A 23032-nucleotide genomic window follows, 5' to 3' on the forward strand; every position below is an offset into this window, starting at 1 on the left:
ATTACTCCGGAAATTCCGGGAGCATGCATGGCCGGAGACGGAAGGATGCAGAAGGGGAAAAGGTGATCATCCATGAGATTTATGATTGAAAAGCTGGAGCGGCGCATTCAGGAGCTGGCCGGGCTGAGATACTGGGACCGCAAGCCGCTGGAGAACATGCATATCGTACCGGATGTGGAGAGTTTGGCGGAAGCGAAGGCCGCCGCAGGCAGCCAGCCGGTCGTGAAGGTAGGGGACCGCTGGGGAGGAAGGGACCGCTACGCCTGGTTCATCGCCGACGTGACGTTTTCCGCATCGTGGCGGACGCAGGACGTCGTAGGACTGATCAAGCTTGGGGAAACCGGCGGGGGCAACTGCAGCGGGTATGAAGGCCAGGTGTATCTGAACGGGGAACCGGCGCAGGCCGTGGACCGCAACCATGCCGAGCTGTTCTTCCCGGCGCAGGCTGTGGACGAAGGCCGCGTGGAGCTGGCCATCCGCGCATGGAGCGGGCTGACGCCCCCGAATGGCAGCCATATGCCGTTTGATCATCGGGTTGATGTGCTGGAGCTAGCAGTACTGGACGCGGCAACCGACGATCTGTACTATACGGCACTGCACATGCTGCAGACGGTGAAGCTGCTGGACGAACGCGCCTTGGAGAAGCAGGCGATGACCTCTGCACTGGAGGAGGCGTTCCGGCTGCTGGACTGGAGCGCGCCGGGATCGGACCGCTTCTACGCCTCCACCGAGCAGGCGCTGTACGTGCTGAAGGAGCGGCTTGAGGCGATTCCGCGCGGCCCGCGGCCGCAGATCACTGCGGTCGGTCACTGCCATATCGACGTCGCCTGGCTGTGGCGGCTGAAGCATACCCGGGAGAAGTCCGGGCGCTCGTTCTCGACGGTGCTGACGCTTATGGACCGCTTTCCGGAGTATGTTTTCCTTCAGTCCCAGCCGCAGCTGTACGCTTATTTGAAGAAGGATTTTCCGACGCTGTACGAGAAAATCAAGGATCGCGTGAAGGAAGGCAGCTGGGAAGCGACCGGGGCGATGTGGCTGGAGTCGGACTGCAACATTCCTTCCGGGGAGTCGCTGGTCCGGCAGCTGCTGACGGGCAAGCGCTTCTTCAAGAGGGAGTTCGGCGTTGACAACCGCGTCTTATGGCTGCCGGACGTGTTCGGATACAGCTGGGCGCTGCCGCAGATTTTGAAGAAGAGCGGCATCGACTACTTCATGACGACCAAAATCAGCTGGAGCCAGTACAACCGCTTCCCGTACGACACGTTCATGTGGCGCGGCATCGACGGCACCGAAATGCTGACGCATTACATCACGACCCCGGACAACGACGGCAGCTGGTTTTATACGTACAACGGCAACATCACCGGCTCCTCGATTCAGGGGCTGTGGGATAACTACCGGCAGAAGGACATCAACGAGAATCTGCTGCTCGCCTACGGCTGGGGCGACGGCGGCGGCGGACCGACCCGGGATATGCTCGAAGCGGCCCGCCGTTATGAAGATATGCCGGCGGCGCCGCAGGTGAAGCAGGGCGGAGCGGAAGCATTCTTCGAACAGCTGGAGGAACGGGTCAAGGATGATCCGCAGCTTCACTTGTGGGACGGGGAACTGTATCTGGAATACCATCGAGGCACCTATACGTCCCAGGCTTATAACAAGCGGATGAACCGCCGGATGGAGCAGCTGCTTCACAACGCGGAATTCGTGAACGCGCTGGCGCTGATGCTGAATCCGGGCTATGCTTATCCGGCCGCAGGCCTCGCGGACAGCTGGGAGATCGTGCTGCGCAACCAGTTCCACGACATCATCCCGGGCTCGTCCATTCACGAAGTGTATGAGGATAGCCGGGTCGAGTACGCTGAGGCCGAGCAGCTGGCCGTGCAGGTGCTGGAACAGGGGCTGTCGCAGTTTACCGCCGAGGGCCGCGGGGAAGCGGGCGCACAGCCGGACTCCGCCAAGGCGGAGGGCAAAGGCTTACCTGTCCGGATTTTCAATCCGCTCGGCTGGGAACGCTCTTTCGTCAGCGAAGTTTCCGTGGAAGGGGCCGCACAGTTGGTGTGGTATTCTGCAGCCGGAGAAGACCTGCCGACCCAGATCATTCCTGCGCAGGAGGATGGATCATCCCGCGTGCTGGTTACCGTGAAGGATGTGCCGGCCTACGGCTACACGACCATTTACGGCCGCAGCGGGGGATCGGGCACCCCAGGTTCGGCTTCCGCTGTAGCGGGTGAGACGGATTGGCAGATCACGGGAGACGTCGTGGAAACGCCGTTCTACAGCATCCGTCTGAACGAAGCCGGTCAGCTGGTATCGCTGTACGACAAGCAGGCGGACCGCGAAGTGCTGAAACCGGGTGAGCCGGCGAACGTGCTGCAGGTATTCGAGGATAAGCCGATGGCGCACGACGCCTGGGACATCGATATTTTCTACCAGGAAAAAATGCGGACGGTCGAGGACCTGAAGGAACTGACGGTCCTGGAGGAAGGGCCGCTGCGCGGCGTGATCAAGATGGTGTATGCGTATCACAACTCCACCATCGAGCAGCGGTTCACGGTGTACCGGGACGATCCGCGGATCGATTTTGTGACCAAAGTGGATTGGCACGAGCACCAGCAGCTGCTCAAGGCCGCTTTTCCGGTCGACATCCGCTCCACCAAAGCCACTTACGAGATCCAGTTCGGCAACGTGGAGCGTCCGACCCACTGGAACACGAGCTGGGATTACGCCCGGTTCGAATCCGTGGCGCAGCGCTGGGTGGACCTCTCCGAGGGCGGTTACGGCGTCAGCCTGTTGAACGACTGTAAATACGGGCATGACATCCGCAACCACGTCATCCGCCTCAGCCTGATCAAGTCCGCCGTCTATCCGGACGGAACCGCCGATCAGGGTGAGCATGAATTTACGTATTCGCTGTATCCGCACCGCGGCGGCTGGTATGAAGGCGGAACCCATCAGGCGGCCTGCGGCCTGAACACGCCGCTGCTGGCCGTACCGGTACAGGAAGGCATTCTGCCGGAGGCGCTTGGCCTGGTCAAGGTGAATCAGCCGAATATTATGATCGACACGGTCAAAAAGGCCGAAGACAGCGACGATATCGTCATCCGCATGTACGAATACGGGGGCATCCGCACCCGTGCCCGGGTCGAGCTGGACCCGCAGGCCGGTGCGGTCAGCGCGGCGGCCGAGACGAATTTAATGGAAGAAGGCGGCGAGCCGTTGAGCGTATCGGGCAACGGTACGGAGCTGCGCTTCAAGCCGTACGAAATCAAAACGCTGGTGGTATCGCTGGCGCGTTAACCACCCGCACCATATTTGATGCGAAATGCACCAAACCCAAGCAAGCCCAGCCTCACCCATGAAGAGGGAGAGCTGGGCTTGTTTTCTTTGTCCGGGCCGAGCAGCCGTGTCAGAGCGTCTTGGCCTCCAGCCGCCGGGCGATGATCGAGAGAATGTAGTTCACGATGAAGTACAGGGCGGCGGCGAAGATGAGGGCCGGGATGACGTAGTTCGGGCTGTGTCCCTGCAGGATCTGCACGTTGTGCATGAGCTCGGGAAGCGAAATGATAACCGCGAGCGACGTATCCTTGAGCAGCGAGATGAACTGGCTGACCAAGGGCGGAACCATGCGGCGCAGCGCCTGCGGCAGAATGATATGCCGGAGCGTCTGCATATAGCTCAGCCCCGAAGAGCGGGCCGCCTCGATTTGTCCCCGGTCCACGGAATTGAGTCCGCCGCGGACGATCTCCGAAATCATGGCCCCCTCGAACAAGGTCAGGCCGACGACCGTCGCCCAGAAGGGGGACATCTTGATGCCGAGCTGGGGAAGCACGATGTACATGAAGAAGATGATCAGCAGCAGCGGCAGGTTCCGGATAATATCGACGATGGCTGCGACAATCCGGGACAATACGGGGATTTTGGCGTAACGCAGCGTCCCGAGAACGGTTCCCAGCACGAAGCTGAACACAATGGACAACACCGCGACCTCGATCGTAACGAGAAACCCCTCAAGTAGAAACTTGACGTTGGGTAGGGAATAGGCACCTATAAAATCCATGGCGGCATCTTCTCCTCTTGCCAGAATAAAGCCCCTTTATCGGTCAGCCGAGCGGAATCGGCGTTCCATGTAATGGACCGCAAAGCTGAGCGGAAGCGTAAGCACCAGGTAAAAGACGGCGACGATCGTATACACGGTCAGGGGCAGGAAGGTGTCGGAGTTGATCAGGTCGGCATAATACATCAGGTCCATCCCGGTCACGACGGCCAGAATGGACGAATTTTTAACGAGATTAATAAACTGGTTGCCGATAGCCGGCAGCACAATCTTGATCGCCTGGGGCAGCACGATGTGAAGCATCGTCTGGATATACGACAGTCCCGTCGCGCGGGCGGCCTCGGTCTGGCCGGCCGGTACGGACTGGATGCCGGCACGGATGGCTTCCGCGATGAAAGAGGCGGTGTAGACCATCAGCCCAATCGTCCCCGAGGTAAAGCCGTCCAGCGGCAGTCCGAGCGACGGGATTCCCAGGAAAAAGAAAAACACGACGAGCAGGAGCGGGATGTTGCGGATAAACTCAACATACACCGTTCCGATCACATTCAGGGCCCGGATCGGGGAGATCCGCATCACGGCGATGATAACGCCGAGCACGAAGCTCCCGATCAAGGCGAGGACGCTGGCTTCGATCGTGTGGATAAAGCCTTCGGCAAAACGGTCCCAGTGGTTAAACAAGATGTGAATGTCAAATTTGCCCGGCATGGCCTTCGTCCTTTCTTAAAGGTTTTCAGGGCTCCCCGCAGCGTACCGGGAAAGGCAGCGAAAGCCAAGGCCCTACTCGGGTTTGACACCCATCCACTGCTCATACAGCTTGTCGTATTCGCCGCTGTCCTTCATTTCCTTGAGCAGATCGTTGACGGTCTTCACAAACTCGGCGTCGCCTTTTTTGATGGCGATTCCGTAGGGCTCGTCGGTGAAGGTGCCGCCGACCAGCACGTAGTTCGGATCCTGTTTTTGCATGCCGAGCAGGATGGCGTTGTCGGTCGTCAGGGCTTCCCCTTGGCCGGCTTTCAGCGCGGTAAATGCGTCCTGATAGTTTTCAAACTCCAGCACGGTGGCGTCCGGCGCCTTTTCGCGGATGTTTTTAGCCGAGGTGGAGCCTTTGACGGTCAGCACCTTCACGCCTTTTTTCAAGTCCTCCAGGCCTTGGATGGCGCTGCCTTTCTTCACGAGCAGGGATTGACCCGCTTTAAAATAGACGTCGCTGAAATCGACCTGCTGCTTGCGCTCCTCAGTGATGGTCATCGTGGCGACGATGAGGTCGATGTCCCCGTTCTGCAGCAGCGGAATGCGGGTTTTGGACGTCACTTCCTTCAGCTCGATCTTGGTTTCATCGCCGAGTATTTTTTTGGCCAACGCCTTGGCGATGTCGATGTCAAAGCCCTCTACCTGTCCGGAAGTCGGGTCCTTCAGCCCGAACAGCTTGGTGTCGTATTTCACGCCGGCGATAAGCTTGCCGCGGGCCTTGATCGCTTCCAGTGTGCCGCCCTTGGCAGCCGTGTCTCCGCCGTCGTCCTTGTTCCCGCTTGCAGTCGTGTCGGTCGACCCGCCGCCGGTCGCGGCCGTGGGCTCGCTCTTCGAGCCTCCGCAGGCCGTGAACACCAGGCACATCGCCAACAGGACAAACGCAACACTCCACCTCAAAGGTTTTTTCATGAATTCAATAACCCCTTTCCATATGCTTTCCGCTGAATTTAATGATGAATCAGCCGGCTGAGAAACGTCCGCGCGCGCTCTTCCCGCGGATGGTCAAAGAAGCTTGCCGCCGGGCCTTCCTCGATGATCTGACCGTTGTCCATAAAAACGACACGGTCGGCAACCTCGCGGGCGAATCCCATCTCATGCGTAACGATGACCATCGTCATCCCGTCGTAGGCGAGAGAGCGCATCACGTCTAGCACTTCGCCGATCATTTCGGGATCGAGAGCCGATGTGGGCTCGTCGAACAGCATGATCTTCGGATGCATGGCCAGGCCCCGGGCGATTGCGACCCGCTGCTGCTGTCCCCCCGAGAGCTGGGAAGGGTAGCTGGATGCCTTATCCGCAATGCCGACGCGGGACAGATAAGAGGTCGCACGCTCGGCCGCTTCTTCTTTGGAGAGGCCAAGCACCTTGACCGGAGCAAGCACAATGTTGTCGATCACCGTTTTATGGGGATACAGATTAAAATGCTGAAAGACGATGCCGATCTCGCGGCGGAACCGGTTAATGTCGATCTTTTTGTCATGCAGCGCCGTTCCGTTTACGTAGAGCTCGCCCGACGAGATTTTTTCCAGCCGATTGATGCAGCGGAGCAGGGTGCTCTTGCCGGAACCGGACGGCCCGATGATCACGACCACTTCGCCCTCTTCGATCCGAAGGTCGATATTCTGGAGGACATGAAAGCTGCCGTAAAATTTACTGACGTTCTTGAATTCGATCAGAAATATACCTCCCTTCCTATGTAACCTTTAAGTGCGTGCGTGTTCAAAAAGTTCAGTTTTCAGCACCGAGAAGATTGAATGAAGCAAGGGACTGAGGAGCAGAGCGTACGTAGTGGGTACGTAAGCACCGGAAATGTTTCCGAAGGAAACATACTACGCAAGCATCCACTTAGGCCCGGCTGAATTCAAGATTCGATGCCGAATCAGCTTCCCGATTTACTTCGTGATCAAAAGCGGACTTTTTGAACAACCTCTCTAAGGAGCATGTCGGCCCGACGTGCTCGTAACACTATATTGCTGTAGGCCCGATAAAATGATTAACCTGCCCAAATGCCGTCAGCTCGAAGTCATATCTTGGCATGGCATATCAACATTTCCCAAATCCTTGCATTTTGGTGATTTCCGTGGTACACTGTATTCAGTTCTAAAATTTGAAACCAATTCACATATTGAAAAGGGTATCATGTTTACGATGGAACTTTTTTCAATGTGTGAATTTTTTTTAGCTTTATTTAAAAGAAGGATCATATTAAATTTCAATTTTGGAGGTACAGCCCCATGCAAACAGGTACAGTTAAATGGTTTAATGCCGATAAAGGCTTCGGATTCATCGAAGTTGAAGGCGGAAACGATGTTTTCGTACACTACAGTGCAATCACTGGTGATGGTTTCAAAACGTTGGACGAAGGACAACGCGTCCAATTCAACGTGGTTGAAGGCAACCGTGGACCACAAGCTGAGAACGTAGTGAAACTGTAACATCAACAAGCGGCTGCCCTTAACAGATTCGTTAAGGGCAGTTTTTTCATATAGACCAAGCAGGCTTGTCCAAGATCCGTTCTTGGCGGAGGTTGACTGCTGCAGGGCGTCCGTTTATACAGTTTGGTTTTATACTTCATAAAAGGGGGACTGAGCATGAACTACCGCAAAAAGTCGATGGAGGAAATACCTGAGGAAAATACAGCGATCTGGTCCTGTACGAAGGAAGGGTGCAAAGGGTGGATGCGCGATAATTTCGCCTTTGAGCATGAGCCGACCTGCAGGTTGTGTAATTCCCCGATGGTGCGGGATACGAAAATGCTTCCTGTTCTGAACAATTCGAGTGCCGATCAGAAATCGGCCAAGAAGGGCGTCAAGATCGACTCCTAAGCAATGAACCCGTGTGAAATCATAGAATAATCCGATATAAACGGCAAAAAGGTCTGCACGATCATGCAGGCCTTTTTTCTATGGGATGCGGGTCGAAGTTATCCCCATTGAAGGTTCTGGTTCGGTTAATTTATCTTGTTAATGGTTCATGTCCTGAACCCAAGACAGTCTTTCCTGGCCGGTACCCGGTGTTAGTGGTCTTCGTCGATGACGCCAAGGGCCCTGTTTTTCTCTTTGAACCGCTCATTGTGCGAAGAAACATAAGCAACCTTGGGCGCTTCGGGATCCATGTAGAGCTTGGCGCTGTTCGTGGCAAGCACAGCATCGGTGAATGTGCCTGCGATCAGTCTCACTTTGCTGCTGTAGTCCACAAAGTCTCCTGCGGCAAAAATTCCCGGCACATTCGTTTCCAGCTTGTCGCTGACGTTCGCCGTCCATTCGCCCATATCGATGCCCCAGTCGCGGATCGCCCCAAAGTTATACCGCATGCCGTGGTTGACGATGACCGCATCAACGTCCACGCGAAGGGTATCGCCGCTCTCTTCATGGCAGATCGAAACCTGGTTGATCGCGCACCCGTCGCTGCTGTGCAGCTGGCGGACGGTATAGGGAACATGGATCTGGACGGAAGACTGCTTCATGCGAACCACGTTGCGCTCGTGGCCGCCAAACTGCTCGCGTCGATGTACCACACAGACGCTGGCTGCGATCGGCTCGAGCTCATTGGCCCAGTCCACGGCGGAATCGCCGCCGCCGGAGATGAGCACGCGCTTGCCGCGGAAGGGCTCGAGCTCCTGCACCGTATAGTGAAGGTTGCTCACTTCGAACCTGTCGGCACCTTCGATGTCGAGCTTCGCCATCTCCAGGATGCCGTAACCGATCGCCATGATGACCGTGCGGGTCCAGTGCTTTTCTCCGGTTGAGGAAGTAAGCAGAATAGTGCCGTCTTCCAGGCGTTCCTGGCCGACGATCTGCTGGCCCAGTACGACGGTCGGATCAAAAGTCAGCGCCTGCTGCTTCAACTGCTCGATCAGGTTGCGGCATAGGATCGGTCCCGTACCGCCGACGTCCCAGATCATCTTCTCCGGATAAATCAGCATCCGCCCGCCCAATTCGTCCTTCGCTTCGATCAGCTTGGTCTTCAGGTCGCGCATCCCGCTGTAAAAAGCCGCATACATGCCGGCAGGGCCACCCCCGATGATGGTTACGTCGTACAGCTCCAATGATTCACTCATGGTTTTCCCTCCAAGTCCATTCAGGTATGATCCGATCCAAAAGTCGGAAAATAAGATCTATATCAAGCACTGGCGTTTAACTTTTCGCTCTGGCGAGCAGATACAGAAAATAAGGTGCGCCGATGACGGCGACTACAATTCCTGTCGGTACGCCGGAAGGCTGCAGAATCCAGCGGCCGATCGTGTCGGCCGCGATAACGAGCAGCGCCCCGATGAGCGCCGAGACCGGAAGCAGCATCTGATGCTTCGGACCGACGAGGCGTCTGGCCAAATGCGGACCGACGAGCCCGACGAAGGCGATGCCGCCGCTGACGGCTACACTTGCCGCAGCAAGGGCGACGGCAGCGGCGAGCAGGCGGAACTGCTCTTTGCGTACATTTTCGCCAAGGCTGGTCGCCATCTGCTCTCCCATCTGCAGCACGTTCATCACCCGTGCCCGATAAATAATGTACGGCACCAGGACGACGATCCAGGGGAGAAGGGAGAGGACAAACTTCCAGTTCGTTCCCCAGATGCTCCCCGCGAGCCATGTCGCGACGAATTGATACTGCTCCGGCTTCAGCCGGAGCGTCAGCACGATCATGGCCGCCTGAATGCCGGCGGCGACGGCGATGCCTGTCAGCATCAGCCGGATCGGGCGGATTCCCTTGTTCCGTGTGTAGGACAGGGAGTAAATCAGTGCCGCCGTCAATCCTGCGCCCACAAAGGCTAAGAGAGGGAGCAGGAATACCGGCATCGCCTGCGTCGTCGGATAGAACGAGACGAGCAGCATGACCATCAGCCCCGCCCCCGAGTTGATGCCGAGGATGCCGGGGTCGGCCAGCGGATTGCGGAATATCCCCTGCATGACCGCTCCGGACACCGCCAGTCCCGCGCCGATCAGCACCGAAATGACGATCCGCGGGAGCCGGAATTCGAAGAGAATCAGGTTCTCCTGATCCGATCCTTGCCCGAACAGCGTCCGAATCAGGTCGAGCGGGCTTAACCGTATGTAGCCGGTGTTCATGCTGATAATAAAGACCGCAACAATGAGCAGCGCGAGAATCAGCATGACGGTCATGCCGCGAAGCTTTCTCCGCTGTTCGTAAGTAGAAACCGCTTGTCGTTCGGACATTACAGATCCCCTACCTCTCTTCGTGCAAGATAGAGGAAGAACGGAACGCCGATCAGCGAGATGATCGCCCCGATCGGGGTTTCATGCGGCGGATTGATCATTCTTGCCGCCAAGTCGGCGAGGACCGCCAGCAGGCTGCCCAGCACCGCCGAGCAAGGGACGATCCAGCGGTAATCGACGCCGACGAGATAACGGGTGACATGCGGGATAATGAGCCCGATGAAGCCCACCGATCCGACCACGGCTACCGAGGAACCCGCCAGGACGAGCACGATGAGCACGGCGGCCAGCTTGATTAGGGCGGTGCGCTGTCCGAGCCCCTTGGCGACTTCATCGCCGAGACTCAGCATCGTGATCGACCGCGAAATGAGCAGCGAGCCGATCAGGGCGCCGGCGATCCATGGGAACATGATCTTGAGCTGTACCCACTTCGTGCCGGCTACGCCGCCGGCATACCAGAAGGCCAGATCCTGGCCGATGTGAAAGTACAGCGCCACGCCTTCGCTGAGCGCGGTCAGCAGCAAGCTGAGCGCTGCACCGGCCAGAACGAGGCGTACCGGGGTAAGCCCTCCCGGAGCGAGCGATCCGACGCCGTAGACGAGCCCGGCACCAACCCCCGCGCCGAGAAAGGCGTACAGGATCAGGTACATAAAGGACAGACCGGGGAAGAAGGCAAAGCATAGCGCAAGGGCGAAGCCTGCACCCGCATTAATGCCAAGGAGTCCCGAGTCAGCGAGCGGATTGCGGGTCATCCCTTGCATCAGGGCTCCGGCTACCGCAAAGCTTGCGCCAATCATCGCGCTGGCAAGGACCCGCGGCAGGCGCAAATCCCGAATAATTTGGTGATTGACCACATCCGCATGGAAATTGAACACGGCCGACCATACTTCAGACAGCCGGATATTGGCCGCTCCGAAGGAGATCGATAATCCCATGCTCAGAACGAGCGCGGCAAGGCCGCCGATAAGGATCAGGCTGGCGGTCTTCGGACGGGAACGGAGGCGTTCCTTGGAGTCCGGGGTCATATTCGCTGCTGCCTGCTGATTCATATATTGTCACCTATTTCCATGAAATTGATTCTCATTCTCACTTCATTCTCAATTACTCATTTTATATGAACAGCAGGCCTCTTGGCAATGAGAAATATGAAATCGGCATAAATCTGGCACAATTGAGCGTTGGTTCTGCAATGCACTGGAATAAGGCCATTCTCAATAAGGAAGTGCCTGGGTGAACCCTACAGGTATCGGATAAATCTGTGGACGGTGCCGAATTCCCGGCAAGAAAATAAAGATTGACAAGGGAACGGCGAGCTGTTAAGTTTTCAATTGATAATGATTATCATTACTGATGAATTACATACCTATGGGGGGTTATTATGTTTACAAGGTCCAAATCATTGTTTACGGTCATGATTCTGGTGGTCATGCTATCCATGCTGGTGACGGCCTGCGGCGGCAATAGCGGCGGCAGCGGGTCAGCGGCATCCGGCGGGACGGCAGCCGAAACTTCAGGCAAGGAGACAGCCGCACCGGATTCAAAGGAAACGGCGTCGGACGGAGGAGCGCGTACGTACAAGACAGAAAAAGGCGACGTGGAGATTCCCGTAAAGCCGCAGCGCATCGTAACCGATTATTATGGCGGCGAGCTGCTGTCCGTCGGCGCCCCTGTAGTGGGCGCGGAACCGAGCATTTTCCAAAACCCGTTCCTGAAGGATAAGCTGAACGGAGTAGAGGATGTAGGCTATCCAATCAATACCGAGAAGGCGCTCTCGCTCAAACCCGACCTGATCGTCGTCATGTATGACGACAATTATGAGGCACTGTCCAAAATCGCACCGACCATCTACATTCCTTACGGCACAGCAACTAACGTTGACGATACGGTGCGCCTGTTCGGCGACATTGCCGGCGAAAAGGAAAAGGCGGAGGAATTCATCAAAGCGTTCGACGAAAAAGCAGCGGCTGCCCGTGAGAAGCTCAAAGGCGTCGTCGACGAGAACGACACCTTCGGTATCTACGAGTTGACGGACAAGGGCGAGCTGTGGACGTTCGGCGACAATGCCGGCCGCGGCGGCCAGGTGCTGTACAATGCGCTCCAGCTGAAACGCCCCGCGAAGAACAGCAAGGAAAACCAGACGCTGCAGCTGTCCATGGAACTCCTGCCGGAGTATGCGGCGGATTACATGTTCCTGACGACCTACGATCCGGAGAAGAAAGGCGACAAGCTGAAGGAACTGAAGGCTTCCCCGGTATGGAACAGCCTGGCGGCCGCGAAGAACGACCGCATTTACTATAACGACTTTGACACGTTCTACCGCTATGATCCGATTGCTATTATGGGCCAAATCGATTTGTTCGTGGATATGATCCTCGAACACAGTGGTAAGAAATAGGAATTAGCATATAGAGTGTCCAGGCGGCAACGATTGATACTGCCGGTAACGAAAAAGAAGCTGCTCCGCTTTGATGCGGGGCAGCTTCTTTTTGTCTTTAACATCGCTTTGTCGAGCTGTCATGGACAGTTTCTCTGAGCAGCCGTTTTTACCGGTCGTTTATTGCCGTCTTTTCGTAAACGAAGTGATCAAGGACACGATGGACAGCAGCAGGGCGGCAATCGAGGCGACCAGCGTCGCGGTCTGAACGCCGCTGCTTCCGGAATCCGCCGTGGCCGGGGTTTGAGTCGGTACGGCAGCCTGGTCCTGAGCGGACGTGTCGGCCCCGGCTCCGTTATCCGTGGAGGCCGTGTCGTCATGGCCGTGATCGGCCGGCTCCGTGGATTCCGCGACGGTGATTTTGGTGATGGAGTGAGGCGAATCCGCGCCTTCGTCACCCGTCCATTCCACGATACTGCCGTCTTTGTAATATTGGTAGGCGTCCCAGGCGACATCGGCATCCTGGTCCGGGTTCTGCGCAACGAAGTTGAACTGCTGGAATTCACCGGCATTGATGCCGGCCCCGGTAGCGCTCCACGTAATGGTTTTGATTTTACCCGAGGCATCCTTTTCGGTCGTGACTTTCCACTCCGGCACCGGCTGGTACTGTTTAAGGTCCACGTTCTCCGGCACTTTTAACGTTACCTTGGTAGTGGCCACTTCTTTCTCAGACGGAATCTTGATCGTGTACGTTTCCCAGGCTCCCGGAGCCGATGTGGCCGGCTTGACCGTCACATGGGCGCTGGCGATGCCGGAAAACAGAAGCAGGCCGGCGGCTGCCGTGATCAAGAACGGGATGCGTTTGCTCAACAATGTTTTCATGCTCAATACCCCTTTATATTGTATTTGTGATGAGGCCGATATCACTTGCCCCGCATGCTTCAACTGCTTCCGACGGTAATCTGGAAATCGGTATCCCAGGCGTCGAGGGACTCGGTCAAAATGTGGACATGGACGTTCCAGCGGCCTGCCATGCTGATCAGGTCCTGGGCTTTATACGTCTTGTCGGCGCCGGGAATCTCGATTTCGTATTTGCCCATATCCATGTCCAGCGAGGTCAGCGTCAGCTTGATCTGCTGAATGCCCTGCACCGGCTTGCCGCTGGCATCCTTCACGCCTACCTCGAAGGTATTCTCGCCCGCGATATTCGGGCTGATCTGCAGCGTGACGACGGTGCGGTTATCCAGCGTCTGCTGCACACTCACCGGCCCTGGATTGGAAGATGCCGGGGGCAGGTTCGAGAGGGCGGCGGCGAGCACCAGGGCCGCAATGCCGGCCGCGAATTCGATCCATACGCCGGCGCCAAGCGGCTTGCTGCGGCGCTGCCCGCGGATGAGGTGCACGGCGGCGAAGCCGAGCATCACCAGCAGCAGCACGCATTTCAGCAGCAGGATGCGTCCGTAGGCGGTGTGAAGGAGCGAATACCAGGTCGGTACATACGTCAGCGAGGCGTACACGCCGCTGATCAGCACAGCCGCCACCAAGGTGGTGCCCCATAGAGAGAAGCGCTCGATGACCGCGAAGTAACTCTTTTTACGAAGATCCGGTTCGTCTGGCAGCGATGCCTCCCTAGGCAGAATCAAGCCGAGGGCGAGCAGGCAGCCGAGCCAGATGGAAACCGACACGAGATGAAGGAAATCCATAAATACCGGCATCCATATCGACTCGGCCGAAGCGGCGTGCCCAATGAATGCCTTGGACAGCAGCAGCCCCACGCCGGTGAGCAGCGTGCCCACATACAACGCACGGAGCCCTTTTTGCTCGGTGCTCTGGGTTGCGGCATAGAGCAGTGCGCCCAGGAACAGTACAAGGATCACCTGCACCAGCCAAATATGGCCGAAGCTCGTAATGCGCAGCATTTTGCCGAGGAGCTCTGCGTTCCACACCTCGCTCCAGCCGACTCCGGCTTCGATCGCCGTTTGCATCGGCAGGCTCAGGAGCACACCGAGGATCAGAGCGGCATAGGATATGCCCAGAAGCTTACGGCTTCGTGGTGATAACACCGGATGCCGGGATCCTCCGCCCGCAGGCAGCAAATATAGATAAAAGCATAAAACGCCAAGCAGAAAAGCCAAGCTTACATAAAAGACCCAGCGGATCAGGATCAGATCGGCGCCCGGCGTATAACCCGCGTACACAATGTGGCTGGCCGTATTCTGACTGCCTGTGCCGATTTGGAACGGAAACGTTCCGTTCACCGGATGGCCGTCGCCGGAAACGGCTTTCCACTGAACTGTATAAATGCCGTCGGGAAGACCGGTCTTCAGGTCCACTTCCAGGACGGCCGGCTGTCCAGCCGGAACTCTGCTGCTGCCCTGGTTAACCTCTGTTCCGGACGAATCCATCACGATGATGGAGTGAAAGGCCGGCTGCAGCGCCTCGTTGAACTGAAGCGTCACTTTGGCTGGTGCCTGCGTCATCACCTCATTATCGGACGGGCTGGACTTTGTCAGATAGGCATGGGCCGAACTGGAGGCAGGATGAATGAGCACTCCGATGAAGATCACCAGCATCCACACCCATAGCGGTTTCATATTACGTTTGAACATATCAAGGATTCACCTACTTTGAATTCGGTGCCGTTACCGCCGCTTGCGGCCGGCACATTGGTAATTGTATAGCCATCGTTCCGAGATGAAAATGACCCTAATGGGCTATAGCGGACCACAGGATTCATCGATTTCGTGAACTTTCGCCATGAAGCTGGATGGATCTAGGCGATTCTTCTTTTTCGGAAGCTAAATTTTTCCATAAAATGGGATGTTTGGCGGCTGACTTGCCGGATACCGGAGGATACGGCAGGATTTCTCCGGCTGGGGGCTCTGAGCCCCGGTCATCGCGGTTCAGCCCGCGAGGGCCGGGATCAGCCATTTTCAGCACATTTTCAATAAGTTTCAGGTCTCGATATAATAAAAAGGGAGTTCCCAATGAACGAAAAAATCGAAATCAGGAGTGATGTTATTCATGAGTTTGGCTGTATTGGAACGTCGGAGTGAGCTGCTGAAGAAACGGATTCAACAATTGATCATCAAAGATAACCAGTACGGAATCAGCCGTCAACAGAACATGTTCCTGCAGCACATGATTAAGGAATTACACCAAACATCATACGAGTTAAACACGGAGCGCGGGTAAGCCGGCTGTGCTTATCCGGACGGAGAGAAAAAGGGTACCCGCAAGGGTATCTTTTTAGATTAAGAAAGCAATTTAATCAAGTTGAAGAAACCCGGATCATGCTCGTAGACATGCGCCGGGTTTTTCGTTCATATAAATAGAATACGTGTGAAATCAAGACGTTGTAGGCGAACCCGCATAGAGAAGGTTCACATCCGCAGCAGGGAGGGCTTTGCCCTTCTGTCTGGCTTCGATATACCGGATGAACAGCTCGGTCAGGTCCGGGTCAAACTGGGTTCCGGCACAGGCGCGCAGCTCGCGGATTGCATCTTCGACCGATTTGGTGTTCTGGTATGGGCGCTCCGAGGTCATGGCGTCAAAGGAATCGATCACGGTGAGCATCCGGCACAGCAGGGGGATTTCCTCCCTCTGATACCCGTGCGGATATCCCTTGCCGTCGTACCGTTCATGATGCAGCTCGATATAGGGCACCAGCGCTTTGAACTGCTCCTGAATGAGCGCGATTTCCTTGCCCCAAACGACATGCTTTTTCACCGTTTCCCATTCCGAAGGGCTCAGCTTGCCCTGCTTCCGGATAATGTCGCGCGGTATTTCGAGCTTGCCGATATCGTGGATGAGTGCCCCGAGCACGAACTGCTTCCGGCTGACCGGGTCCAGCCCGAGTACTTTGCTCATATCCATGGCGTAGCGAAACACCCGCTTGGAATGCTTGAACGTATCGATATCCTTGTACAGAAACAGGCTGAGCAGCTGCTCGATGTTTTTGACGTCCTGGGCGATGTCCTGCTCATCCTGAACAGGCTGGGATTCCCCGAAGATTTGTACGGTGTTTTTACCCTGTTTTTTGGCACCGTAGAGGGCCTGGTCCGCCTGATCCACCAATAGCGATTTGTCGTGAATGTCGGGCTTGTATCCGGAAATGCCGGCTGAGAAGGACAAGCATCCATGCGGAAAAATTTCTACGCCTTCGTAAGGGGTATCGTTGATCCGTTTGCGCAGACGGTTGATAAACTCAAGGGCTTGCTGCGTATCGTAACCGGGCATCAGCAGGGAAAACTCCTCACCGCCGTACCGGGAGGCGGAAATGCCGGCCGTTTCCGATTCTTCTTTTAAAATTTGACCCATGAGACCCAGCAGCCGGTCGCCCTTCAGATGACCAAAGTGGTCGTTGTACTTTTTGAAATCGTCGATATCGACCATGGCCAGGGACAGCGGCTTGCCGGTATTTCTCGCCTGCTGCAGCTGCACGTCGAGAATTTGCTCGAAGTAGGTGTGATTGTACAATCCTGTCCGCTGATCCGTATTGGCGCGCTCCTGCACCTGCTGATACATGCCGAACTGCATCCGGAACAGGTGGGACAGCAGTAGGCTGATGCCGAGAAACAGCCCTAGTCCCGTCACGCCGTTATGAACGACCATGATCGTGAGCACGAGAGAGAGGATCAGGATGCATAAGTAGACAAGCATGGATTCCCGCAGCAACCCCTTCAGCAGGGCGTACAGGTTGTCCCGGTTGCGGTACATCAAGCAGTAGTACAAGCTGATACATATCAAGTTCAGTATAAAATAAGCAACGAGGGCGCCGACGTATGCCGGTAAATGAACGTTCTGAAGGTAGCCCAGACGGCCGCCCATCAGATGAAACATGCCGCCTGCACCGGAAATCATGATGGAATAGATGGAGAAGTTGAGAAGGTGCTTCCACCATGCCAATTTCCGTTCGATGAAGGCGAAGATGACCGCGCTGACCAGCAGCATGACCAGAGAAGCCGCGCTCCCATAAGTAAAGATGCACGCCAGATATACGACCGAGTCCATCGACTGCTTGCTCCCGTCCGGGGGAACCTGGAAGGTATACATATACAGGACCAGCGACGCGGCAAGCATGGAGCCGAGAAGAAGCCAGTCCGCTGAAGTATATTCGAGGGACAGGCTGCGCATATGGAGCAGGAACAGAAGGGTGCCAAGCAGGCAGAACACCGTCGTGCCGACCAACCCGGGAATTTGCTGCTGCGTAATAAGACGTTTTTTGAACATAAGATTTATCTCCCTGCAGCAAAAAAATGGATATTCGAATCAGATGTTTATTTCGCCTTGTTAAATCTTAATTCCTTTAATTTTCAAGGCGGAATGGAAAACGAATCATCATCTGACGGTTCTGATCTTGCATACTATTGGGGGGTATCGTATAATGATAGTATCAAAACGGCATAGGAGGTGTCCTTATGGCGAAGGTCGAAATGAAGGTCGAAGGAATGACGGGCGATGCCCTGCTCTCCGCTGCCGGTCCTGACAGCTCCTGCGAAGGGGGATGCAGCGAGCGGCACAGCCATCATTCGGAACAAACCAAGAACAATTTGATTACCCGTTTGAACCGGATTGAAGGACAGATCCGCGGCGTGAAAGGCCTGATCGAGAAGGATACCTATTGCGATGATGTGCTGAACCAGATCGCGGCGATCCAATCGGCCCTGAACGGCGTAGGCAAGCTGCTCCTGGAGGGTCATATGAAGAGCTGCGTGGTCGAGCGGATCGAAGCCGGGGACCATGAAGTGATTGACGAACTGCTGGTTACGGTGAAGAAATTAATGAAATAATACCTGCATGAGAAGCAGGGATTATCCAACTTAAGGAGGAATATATGATGAAACAAGTTACGCTTAACGTTCAAGGCATGTCGTGCAACCACTGCGTCAATGCGGTAGAAGGTGCGGTGAAGAATGCCGGCGCCGCAGGCAAGGTTGACTTGCCGTCCAATACGGTGACTGTGGACTACGACGAGAACAAAGTAAGCCTGGACACCATTAAGGCAGCGATTGAGGATCAAGGCTACGATGTTGTCTAAACATTAGATCAGGCGGATGTTACGCCTCGAATACGAGTTTCAGAAGATGGCGGAGGCGAGGATGTCCTCCGCTTTATACCAGGCAGCGATGCGAATTTACGTGATTTGCGGGCGCTGCCTTTTTTGACTCTAGTTTATACCCCGCTGGGGTATGCCATAGACTTGGGGGAAAGGAGAGGACGCGGCTATGAAACAGCATACGCCGGATCAATCGGAGAAGCATACGACCCTGCCCATTACGGGAATGACCTGTGCGGCCTGCGCAGCCCGGATCGAGAAGGGGTTAGGCCGGATGGAGGGCGTCAGCCGGGCGAACGTGAACCTGGCATTGGAGAAGGCCTCCGTCACCTATGATCCGAAGCAGACCAATCTGAAGCAGCTGGAAGACAAAATCGTATCGCTCGGTTACGGTACGATGAAGGAAACGATGGACTTTGACATTACGGGAATGACCTGTGCAGCCTGCGCGACCCGGATCGAGAAGGGGCTCGGCCGGCTGTCCGGCGTGACGGAGGCGAATGTCAATCTGGCGCTGGAAACGGCCCGTGTGGAATACATGCCGGGGACCGTGACCGTGCAGGACATGATGCATAAGGTGGAGCAGCTCGGGTACAAGGCGATTCCGAAGCAGGAAGCCAAGGATACCGCCGAGCTCCGCCGTCAGGAGATCCAGCACAAGCGGTGGAAGTGGATGATGTCGGCCATTCTCTCCCTGCCGCTTCTATGGGCGATGGTTGGCCACTTTTCCTTTACGGCATGGATCCCTGTGCCCTCGCTGTTCATGAACCCTTGGTTCCAGCTGATTGTGGCTACGCCGGTACAGTTCATCATCGGCGGGCAGTTCTATGTCGGAGCCTATAAAGCGCTGCGCAATTGGAGCGCCAACATGGACGTGCTGGTCGCTCTGGGTACATCGGCTGCTTATTTTTACAGTCTGTATCTGACGATTGCCTCCGCGGCGATGGGAATGAACCATTCGGTGGAAATGTATTATGAGACGAGCAGCATTCTGATCACGCTGATTCTGGTGGGCAAGTGGTTTGAGGCGCTGGCCAAAGGCCGGTCCTCGGAGGCCATCAAAAGCTTGATGGGGCTGCAGGCCAAAACGGCGCTCGTTCTGAGGGACGGGAAAGAGGTCAGCATCCCGGTCGCGGACGTGGCCGCCGGCGATACCGTGATCGTCCGTCCCGGGGAGAAGATCCCGGTGGACGGGCGGGTACTCGAAGGATCGTCCTCTGTGGATGAGTCGATGCTGACCGGCGAAAGCCTCCCGGTCGAGAAACGGGCCGGGGACAACGTAGTGGGCGCCACGCTGAACAAGAACGGCGTACTGCGCATCCGGGCGACGAAGGTCGGCAGCGAGACGGCGCTGGCCCAGATCATCAAGGTGGTGGAGGAGGCGCAGGGCTCCAAGGCACCGATCCAGAGGATCGCCGACGTCATTTCCGGCATCTTCGTACCGATCGTGGTCGGCATAGCGATTGTAACCGGGCTGGCCTGGTATTTCCTTGTGGACCCGGGCCACTTTGCCCCTGCCTTGGAGAAGGCCATCGCGGTGCTCGTCATTGCCTGCCCGTGCGCGCTCGGGCTGGCGACGCCGACCTCCATCATGGCCGGCTCCGGCCGGGCCGCGGAGTTCGGCATCCTGTTTAAGGGCGGGGAGCATCTGGAGTCGGCGCAGGACGTCCAAGTGGTGGTGCTGGACAAAACCGGCACCGTGACGAGCGGCAAGCCGCAGCTGACGGACGTGGTGCCCGCGCCGCTCATGACCGAGCAGTCGCTGCTGCGGATGACTGCCGCGGTCGAGAAGCATTCCGAGCATCCGCTGGCGGAAGCCATCGTGGCGGGCGCACAGGAGCGGAGCAAAGGGCTGCCGCTGCCGGAAGCGAAGGATTTTGCCAATCTGCCGGGCTACGGCGTCTCCGCCCGGGTCGACGGCCGCTTCGTGCTGATCGGCACCCGGAAGCTGATGGCCGAACGAGGAGTAGCGCTGGACAGCGCCATTCCGGTAATGAATCGGCTGGAGGAGGCCGGGAAGACGGCGATGCTGGTGGCGGTGGACGGCCGATATGCCGGGCTCGTAGCCGTCGCCGATACGATCAAGGAGACGTCGCGCGAGGCGGTGTCCCGCCTGCAGGAGATGGGCATCGAGGTCGTCATGATCACCGGCGACAACGAGCGGACGGCGCAGGCGATCGCGGCCCAGGCCGGCATCCGCCGCGTGCTGGCGGAGGTGCTGCCGGAAGGCAAAGCCGAGGAAGTGAAGAAGCTGCAGCAGGCCGGCCGCAAGGTCGCGATGGTCGGGGACGGCATTAACGACGCCCCGGCCCTGGCTACGGCCGATATCGGCATGGCGATCGGCACAGGGACGGACGTGGCGATGGAAGCTGCCGACGTCACCTTGATGCGGGGCGATCTGAACGCAATCGCCGACGCGATTCTTATGAGCCGCCGGACGATGGGCAACATCAAGCAGAACCTGTTCTGGGCGCTCGCCTATAACACGGTCGGCATCCCGATCGCCGCAGCGGGCTTCCTGGCGCCATGGCTGGCCGGCGCGGCGATGGCGTTCAGCTCCGTGTCCGTCGTGCTGAACGCGCTGCGCCTGCAGCGGGTGAAGCTGTGACTCTGCCGCCGATTAGACTTAAACGGCGGTGGCAAGGGTTATGCCGGTCGCTAGTGTAACTGCATATACTGCACATCAAATACGCCCAAGGGAACCGGATGAACGCCGGCCCCTTGGGCTTTTTGCGTGTAAATCATTTCCCATGGCTCCTGATCAGGACTGATGCCTGGCAATATGGCCCGGGTCGGTTAAATTTTAATGTCCGCATGATTCCTTTGAGCTTCGAGCACGTCGTACAGCGCCAATTTATAATTGATTTTATCCAGATTGCGGTAGAGATCGGCTATTTTATTTTCAATATCTTTTTTATGCTGGAGCATCATCCCTTTACGTTCCGAAATGGTGAAATCGCCCGCTTGATACAACTGGACGTATCTCTGTATCTGCACGATGGGCATGCCCGTTGCCCGAAGTGCGGTAATGAAATGGACCCATTCCAGGTCCTCAACATCGTATTGGCGTTTTCCGTTCTCATCGCGTTTGACATGAGGGAGCAGGCCTTCATTTTCATAGTACCGGAGCGTGGAAGCCGAAATTCCAGTCATCTGCGTGACCTCTTTTATACTGTTCATGGATACACCTCTCTTTATTTGTTGTTAAAGTTAACTTTAGCATAAATGATGTTCAGAGGTAACTGAAATGAGCGGTTGGATGGATCGAAGGCCGATGGGAAAGGCAGCAGGTTGTTGGGGAAAACGGAACACAGTATGAAAAGCAGAGGATGCCTGAGTAAAATCTGCGTAAAGAACTCAGGAATAGGAAGTGTTTATGCCAAAGGATCGTGGTTTCTGATGTGATGGAAAAATACCCTTGACTTAAAGTGAACTTTAAGATTTATGCTAAAAATGCAATCCATAAGGCAATCCAATTCCATGAGTAAAGGAGTAGTGAGAAAACATGTGTAAAACACGCGTGCTCAGCGCCCCAGGCGCAAAAAAGCCTTTTGAAAAAACAACGATTGAGCGGAGAGAGCTGCGGCCGGACGACATTTTAATCGATATTCATTACAGCGGTATTTGCCATTCGGATATACATAGTGCCTACGATGAGTGGGGCGGGGGGATATTCCCGATGGTTCCCGGTCATGAAATTGCCGGCATCGTAGCGGCCGTAGGTTCGGAAGTAACCCAATTTGCGGTGGGTGACCGCGTTGGCGTGGGCTGCTTTGTAGACTCGTGCGGAGCGTGCGAATACTGCCTTATGGGGGAAGAACAGTATTGCACGAAGGGCGTCGTTCAGACCTATAATTCGCTGGACTATGACGGCAATCTGACCTATGGCGGGTACAGCCAAAAGATCGTCGTTACGGAAAGATTTGTAGTCCGGATCCCGGAAGGTCTGGAGTTGAGCGAGGCAAGCCCGCTGCTCTGCGCCGGCATCACCACGTATTCCCCATTGAAGCATTGGAACGCGGGTCCCGGCAAAAAAGTAGCCATTTTGGGGATGGGCGGACTCGGCCACCTGGCGATCCAATATGCGCATGCCCTGGGTGCGGAAGTCACGGTTTTGAGCCGCTCCATGGGTAAAAAAGACGAAGCCGGGAGCTTCGGCGCAGACGATTACTTTTCCACCAGCGATCCGGATACGTTCAAAACGCTGGCAGGCCGTTTCGATCTCATCCTGAACACCGTATCCGCGAATCTTGACGTTGATGCGTATCTATCACTCCTTCGCGTCGACGGTACGCTTGTGAATGTCGGTGCACCGGGCAAGCCGGATCAGTACAATGTGTTCTCCTTAATTATGGGCCGCCGCAGCATTGCCGGATCGCTCGTAGGCGGCATTCGGGAAACGCAGGAGATGCTTGAATTCTCAGCGGAGCACGGCATTGCTCCTAAAATTGAGGTGATCCGCGCCGACCAGGTCGACGAGGCTTTTGAACGCGTCCTTCGCAGCGACGTGAGGTACCGGTTCGTCATTGATATAGCTACACTGTAATGAAGCCATGTTTCGATGTGGAACTCGCTCAACAGATAACGGATCGCCATGCGCTTCATGGACGGATCCATCTGAG

20 protein-coding genes are annotated in these 23032 nt (G+C 56.2%); 9 read left to right on the plus strand and 11 right to left on the minus strand.

The genetic code is table 11. From position 1 onward, the window contains the following. Positions 1–72: 72 nt before the first annotated feature. Complete coding sequence (locus KI379_RS22270) at positions 73–3297, plus strand: alpha-mannosidase (protein WP_212984945.1); 3225 nt, start codon at positions 73–75, stop codon at positions 3295–3297. Positions 3298–3406: 109 nt separating this feature from the next. Here the strand turns inward: KI379_RS22270 and KI379_RS22275 are convergent, their stop codons facing one another. The 4 genes from KI379_RS22275 to KI379_RS22290 form a co-directional block, all read right to left on the minus strand. After that, positions 3407–4057 carry an amino acid ABC transporter permease gene (locus tag KI379_RS22275; RefSeq protein ID WP_076172665.1) on the minus strand — a complete coding sequence of 217 codons (651 nt, stop codon included), beginning with the start codon at positions 4055–4057 and terminating at the stop codon, positions 3407–3409. A gap of 36 nt (positions 4058–4093) precedes the next feature. After that, positions 4094–4759 carry an amino acid ABC transporter permease gene (locus KI379_RS22280; protein ID WP_212984946.1) on the minus strand — a complete coding sequence of 222 codons (666 nt, stop codon included), beginning with the start codon at positions 4757–4759 and terminating at the stop codon, positions 4094–4096. 72 nt (positions 4760–4831) lie between these two features. Further along, complete coding sequence (locus tag KI379_RS22285) at positions 4832–5713, minus strand: ABC transporter substrate-binding protein (protein ID WP_089549228.1); 882 nt, start codon at positions 5711–5713, stop codon at positions 4832–4834. A 38-nt stretch (positions 5714–5751) separates the two neighbouring features. After that, on the minus strand, positions 5752–6480 hold the full coding sequence (locus KI379_RS22290) for an amino acid ABC transporter ATP-binding protein (RefSeq protein WP_076172673.1): 729 nt from the start codon (positions 6478–6480) through the stop codon (positions 5752–5754). A gap of 558 nt (positions 6481–7038) precedes the next feature. On the opposite strand from KI379_RS22290, the gene KI379_RS22295 reads away from it, so the two are divergent. Together KI379_RS22295 and KI379_RS22300 are read left to right on the plus strand one after the other, a co-directional pair. Beyond that, the gene (locus tag KI379_RS22295) at positions 7039–7239 is read left to right on the plus strand and encodes a cold-shock protein (protein ID WP_076172675.1); all 201 of its coding nucleotides are present in this window, start codon (positions 7039–7041) and stop codon (positions 7237–7239) included. 156 nt (positions 7240–7395) lie between these two features. Next, positions 7396–7629: a cold-shock protein gene (locus KI379_RS22300; protein ID WP_076172678.1), complete on the plus strand. Its 234-nt coding sequence runs from the start codon at positions 7396–7398 to the stop codon at positions 7627–7629. Between the two features lie 191 nt (positions 7630–7820). Here the strand turns inward: KI379_RS22300 and KI379_RS22305 are convergent, their stop codons facing one another. The 3 genes from KI379_RS22305 to KI379_RS22315 form a co-directional block, all read right to left on the minus strand. Continuing rightward, positions 7821–8864, minus strand: a complete 1044-nt coding sequence (locus KI379_RS22305; RefSeq protein ID WP_076172681.1) for an NAD(P)/FAD-dependent oxidoreductase — start codon at positions 8862–8864, stop codon at positions 7821–7823. Between the two features lie 76 nt (positions 8865–8940). Further along, positions 8941–9978: a FecCD family ABC transporter permease gene (locus KI379_RS22310; protein ID WP_076172683.1), complete on the minus strand. Its 1038-nt coding sequence runs from the start codon at positions 9976–9978 to the stop codon at positions 8941–8943. Beyond that, positions 9978–11027, minus strand: a complete 1050-nt coding sequence (locus KI379_RS22315) for a FecCD family ABC transporter permease (protein WP_076172685.1) — start codon at positions 11025–11027, stop codon at positions 9978–9980. The genes KI379_RS22310 and KI379_RS22315 overlap by 1 nt, the downstream gene beginning before the upstream one ends. Positions 11028–11356: 329 nt before the next feature. Between KI379_RS22315 and KI379_RS22320 the strand changes: the two genes are divergently transcribed. Beyond that, entirely contained in the window at positions 11357–12373 is a 1017-nt protein-coding gene (locus KI379_RS22320) for an ABC transporter substrate-binding protein (protein WP_212984947.1), read from the plus strand. Positions 12374–12532: 159 nt separating this feature from the next. On the opposite strand, the gene KI379_RS22325 is transcribed toward KI379_RS22320, so the two are convergent. Both KI379_RS22325 and KI379_RS22330 read right to left on the minus strand, forming a co-directional pair. After that, on the minus strand, positions 12533–13234 hold the full coding sequence (locus tag KI379_RS22325; protein ID WP_089549226.1) for a YcnI family copper-binding membrane protein: 702 nt from the start codon (positions 13232–13234) through the stop codon (positions 12533–12535). 59 nt (positions 13235–13293) lie between these two features. Next, positions 13294–14961, minus strand: a complete 1668-nt coding sequence (locus KI379_RS22330) for a copper resistance CopC/CopD family protein (RefSeq protein WP_212969662.1) — start codon at positions 14959–14961, stop codon at positions 13294–13296. A 415-nt stretch (positions 14962–15376) separates the two neighbouring features. On the opposite strand from KI379_RS22330, the gene KI379_RS22335 reads away from it, so the two are divergent. Next, positions 15377–15547, plus strand: a complete 171-nt coding sequence (locus tag KI379_RS22335) for a hypothetical protein (RefSeq protein ID WP_163880247.1) — start codon at positions 15377–15379, stop codon at positions 15545–15547. 153 nt (positions 15548–15700) lie between these two features. Here the strand turns inward: KI379_RS22335 and KI379_RS22340 are convergent, their stop codons facing one another. After that, positions 15701–17584 carry a bifunctional diguanylate cyclase/phosphohydrolase gene (locus KI379_RS22340; protein WP_212984948.1) on the minus strand — a complete coding sequence of 628 codons (1884 nt, stop codon included), beginning with the start codon at positions 17582–17584 and terminating at the stop codon, positions 15701–15703. Positions 17585–17802: 218 nt separating this feature from the next. On the opposite strand from KI379_RS22340, the gene KI379_RS22345 reads away from it, so the two are divergent. The 3 genes from KI379_RS22345 (at position 17803) to KI379_RS22355 (ending at position 21018) form a co-directional block, all read left to right on the plus strand. Further along, positions 17803–18144, plus strand: a complete 342-nt coding sequence (locus KI379_RS22345; RefSeq protein ID WP_116233140.1) for a metal-sensitive transcriptional regulator — start codon at positions 17803–17805, stop codon at positions 18142–18144. A gap of 47 nt (positions 18145–18191) precedes the next feature. Next, on the plus strand, positions 18192–18392 hold the full coding sequence (locus tag KI379_RS22350) for a copper ion binding protein (protein ID WP_076172696.1): 201 nt from the start codon (positions 18192–18194) through the stop codon (positions 18390–18392). Positions 18393–18579: 187 nt separating this feature from the next. Then, positions 18580–21018, plus strand: coding sequence for a heavy metal translocating P-type ATPase (locus KI379_RS22355; RefSeq protein WP_212984949.1), 2439 nt, complete (start codon positions 18580–18582; stop codon positions 21016–21018). 188 nt (positions 21019–21206) lie between these two features. Here KI379_RS22355 and KI379_RS22360 read toward each other — a convergent pair whose 3' ends face one another. Beyond that, positions 21207–21590 (minus strand): MerR family transcriptional regulator, encoded by a 384-nt coding sequence (locus tag KI379_RS22360; protein ID WP_212984950.1) that lies wholly within the window; start codon positions 21588–21590, stop codon positions 21207–21209. Positions 21591–21915: 325 nt separating this feature from the next. On the opposite strand from KI379_RS22360, the gene KI379_RS22365 reads away from it, so the two are divergent. Continuing rightward, complete coding sequence (locus tag KI379_RS22365; protein ID WP_212984951.1) at positions 21916–22956, plus strand: NAD(P)-dependent alcohol dehydrogenase; 1041 nt, start codon at positions 21916–21918, stop codon at positions 22954–22956. Positions 22957–23032: the final 76 nt, after the last annotated feature.

Origin of the sequence: Paenibacillus cineris (assembly GCF_018333335.1) — a bacterium.
Classification (GTDB): Bacteria; Bacillota; Bacilli; order Paenibacillales; family Paenibacillaceae; genus Paenibacillus_AQ; species Paenibacillus_AQ favisporus.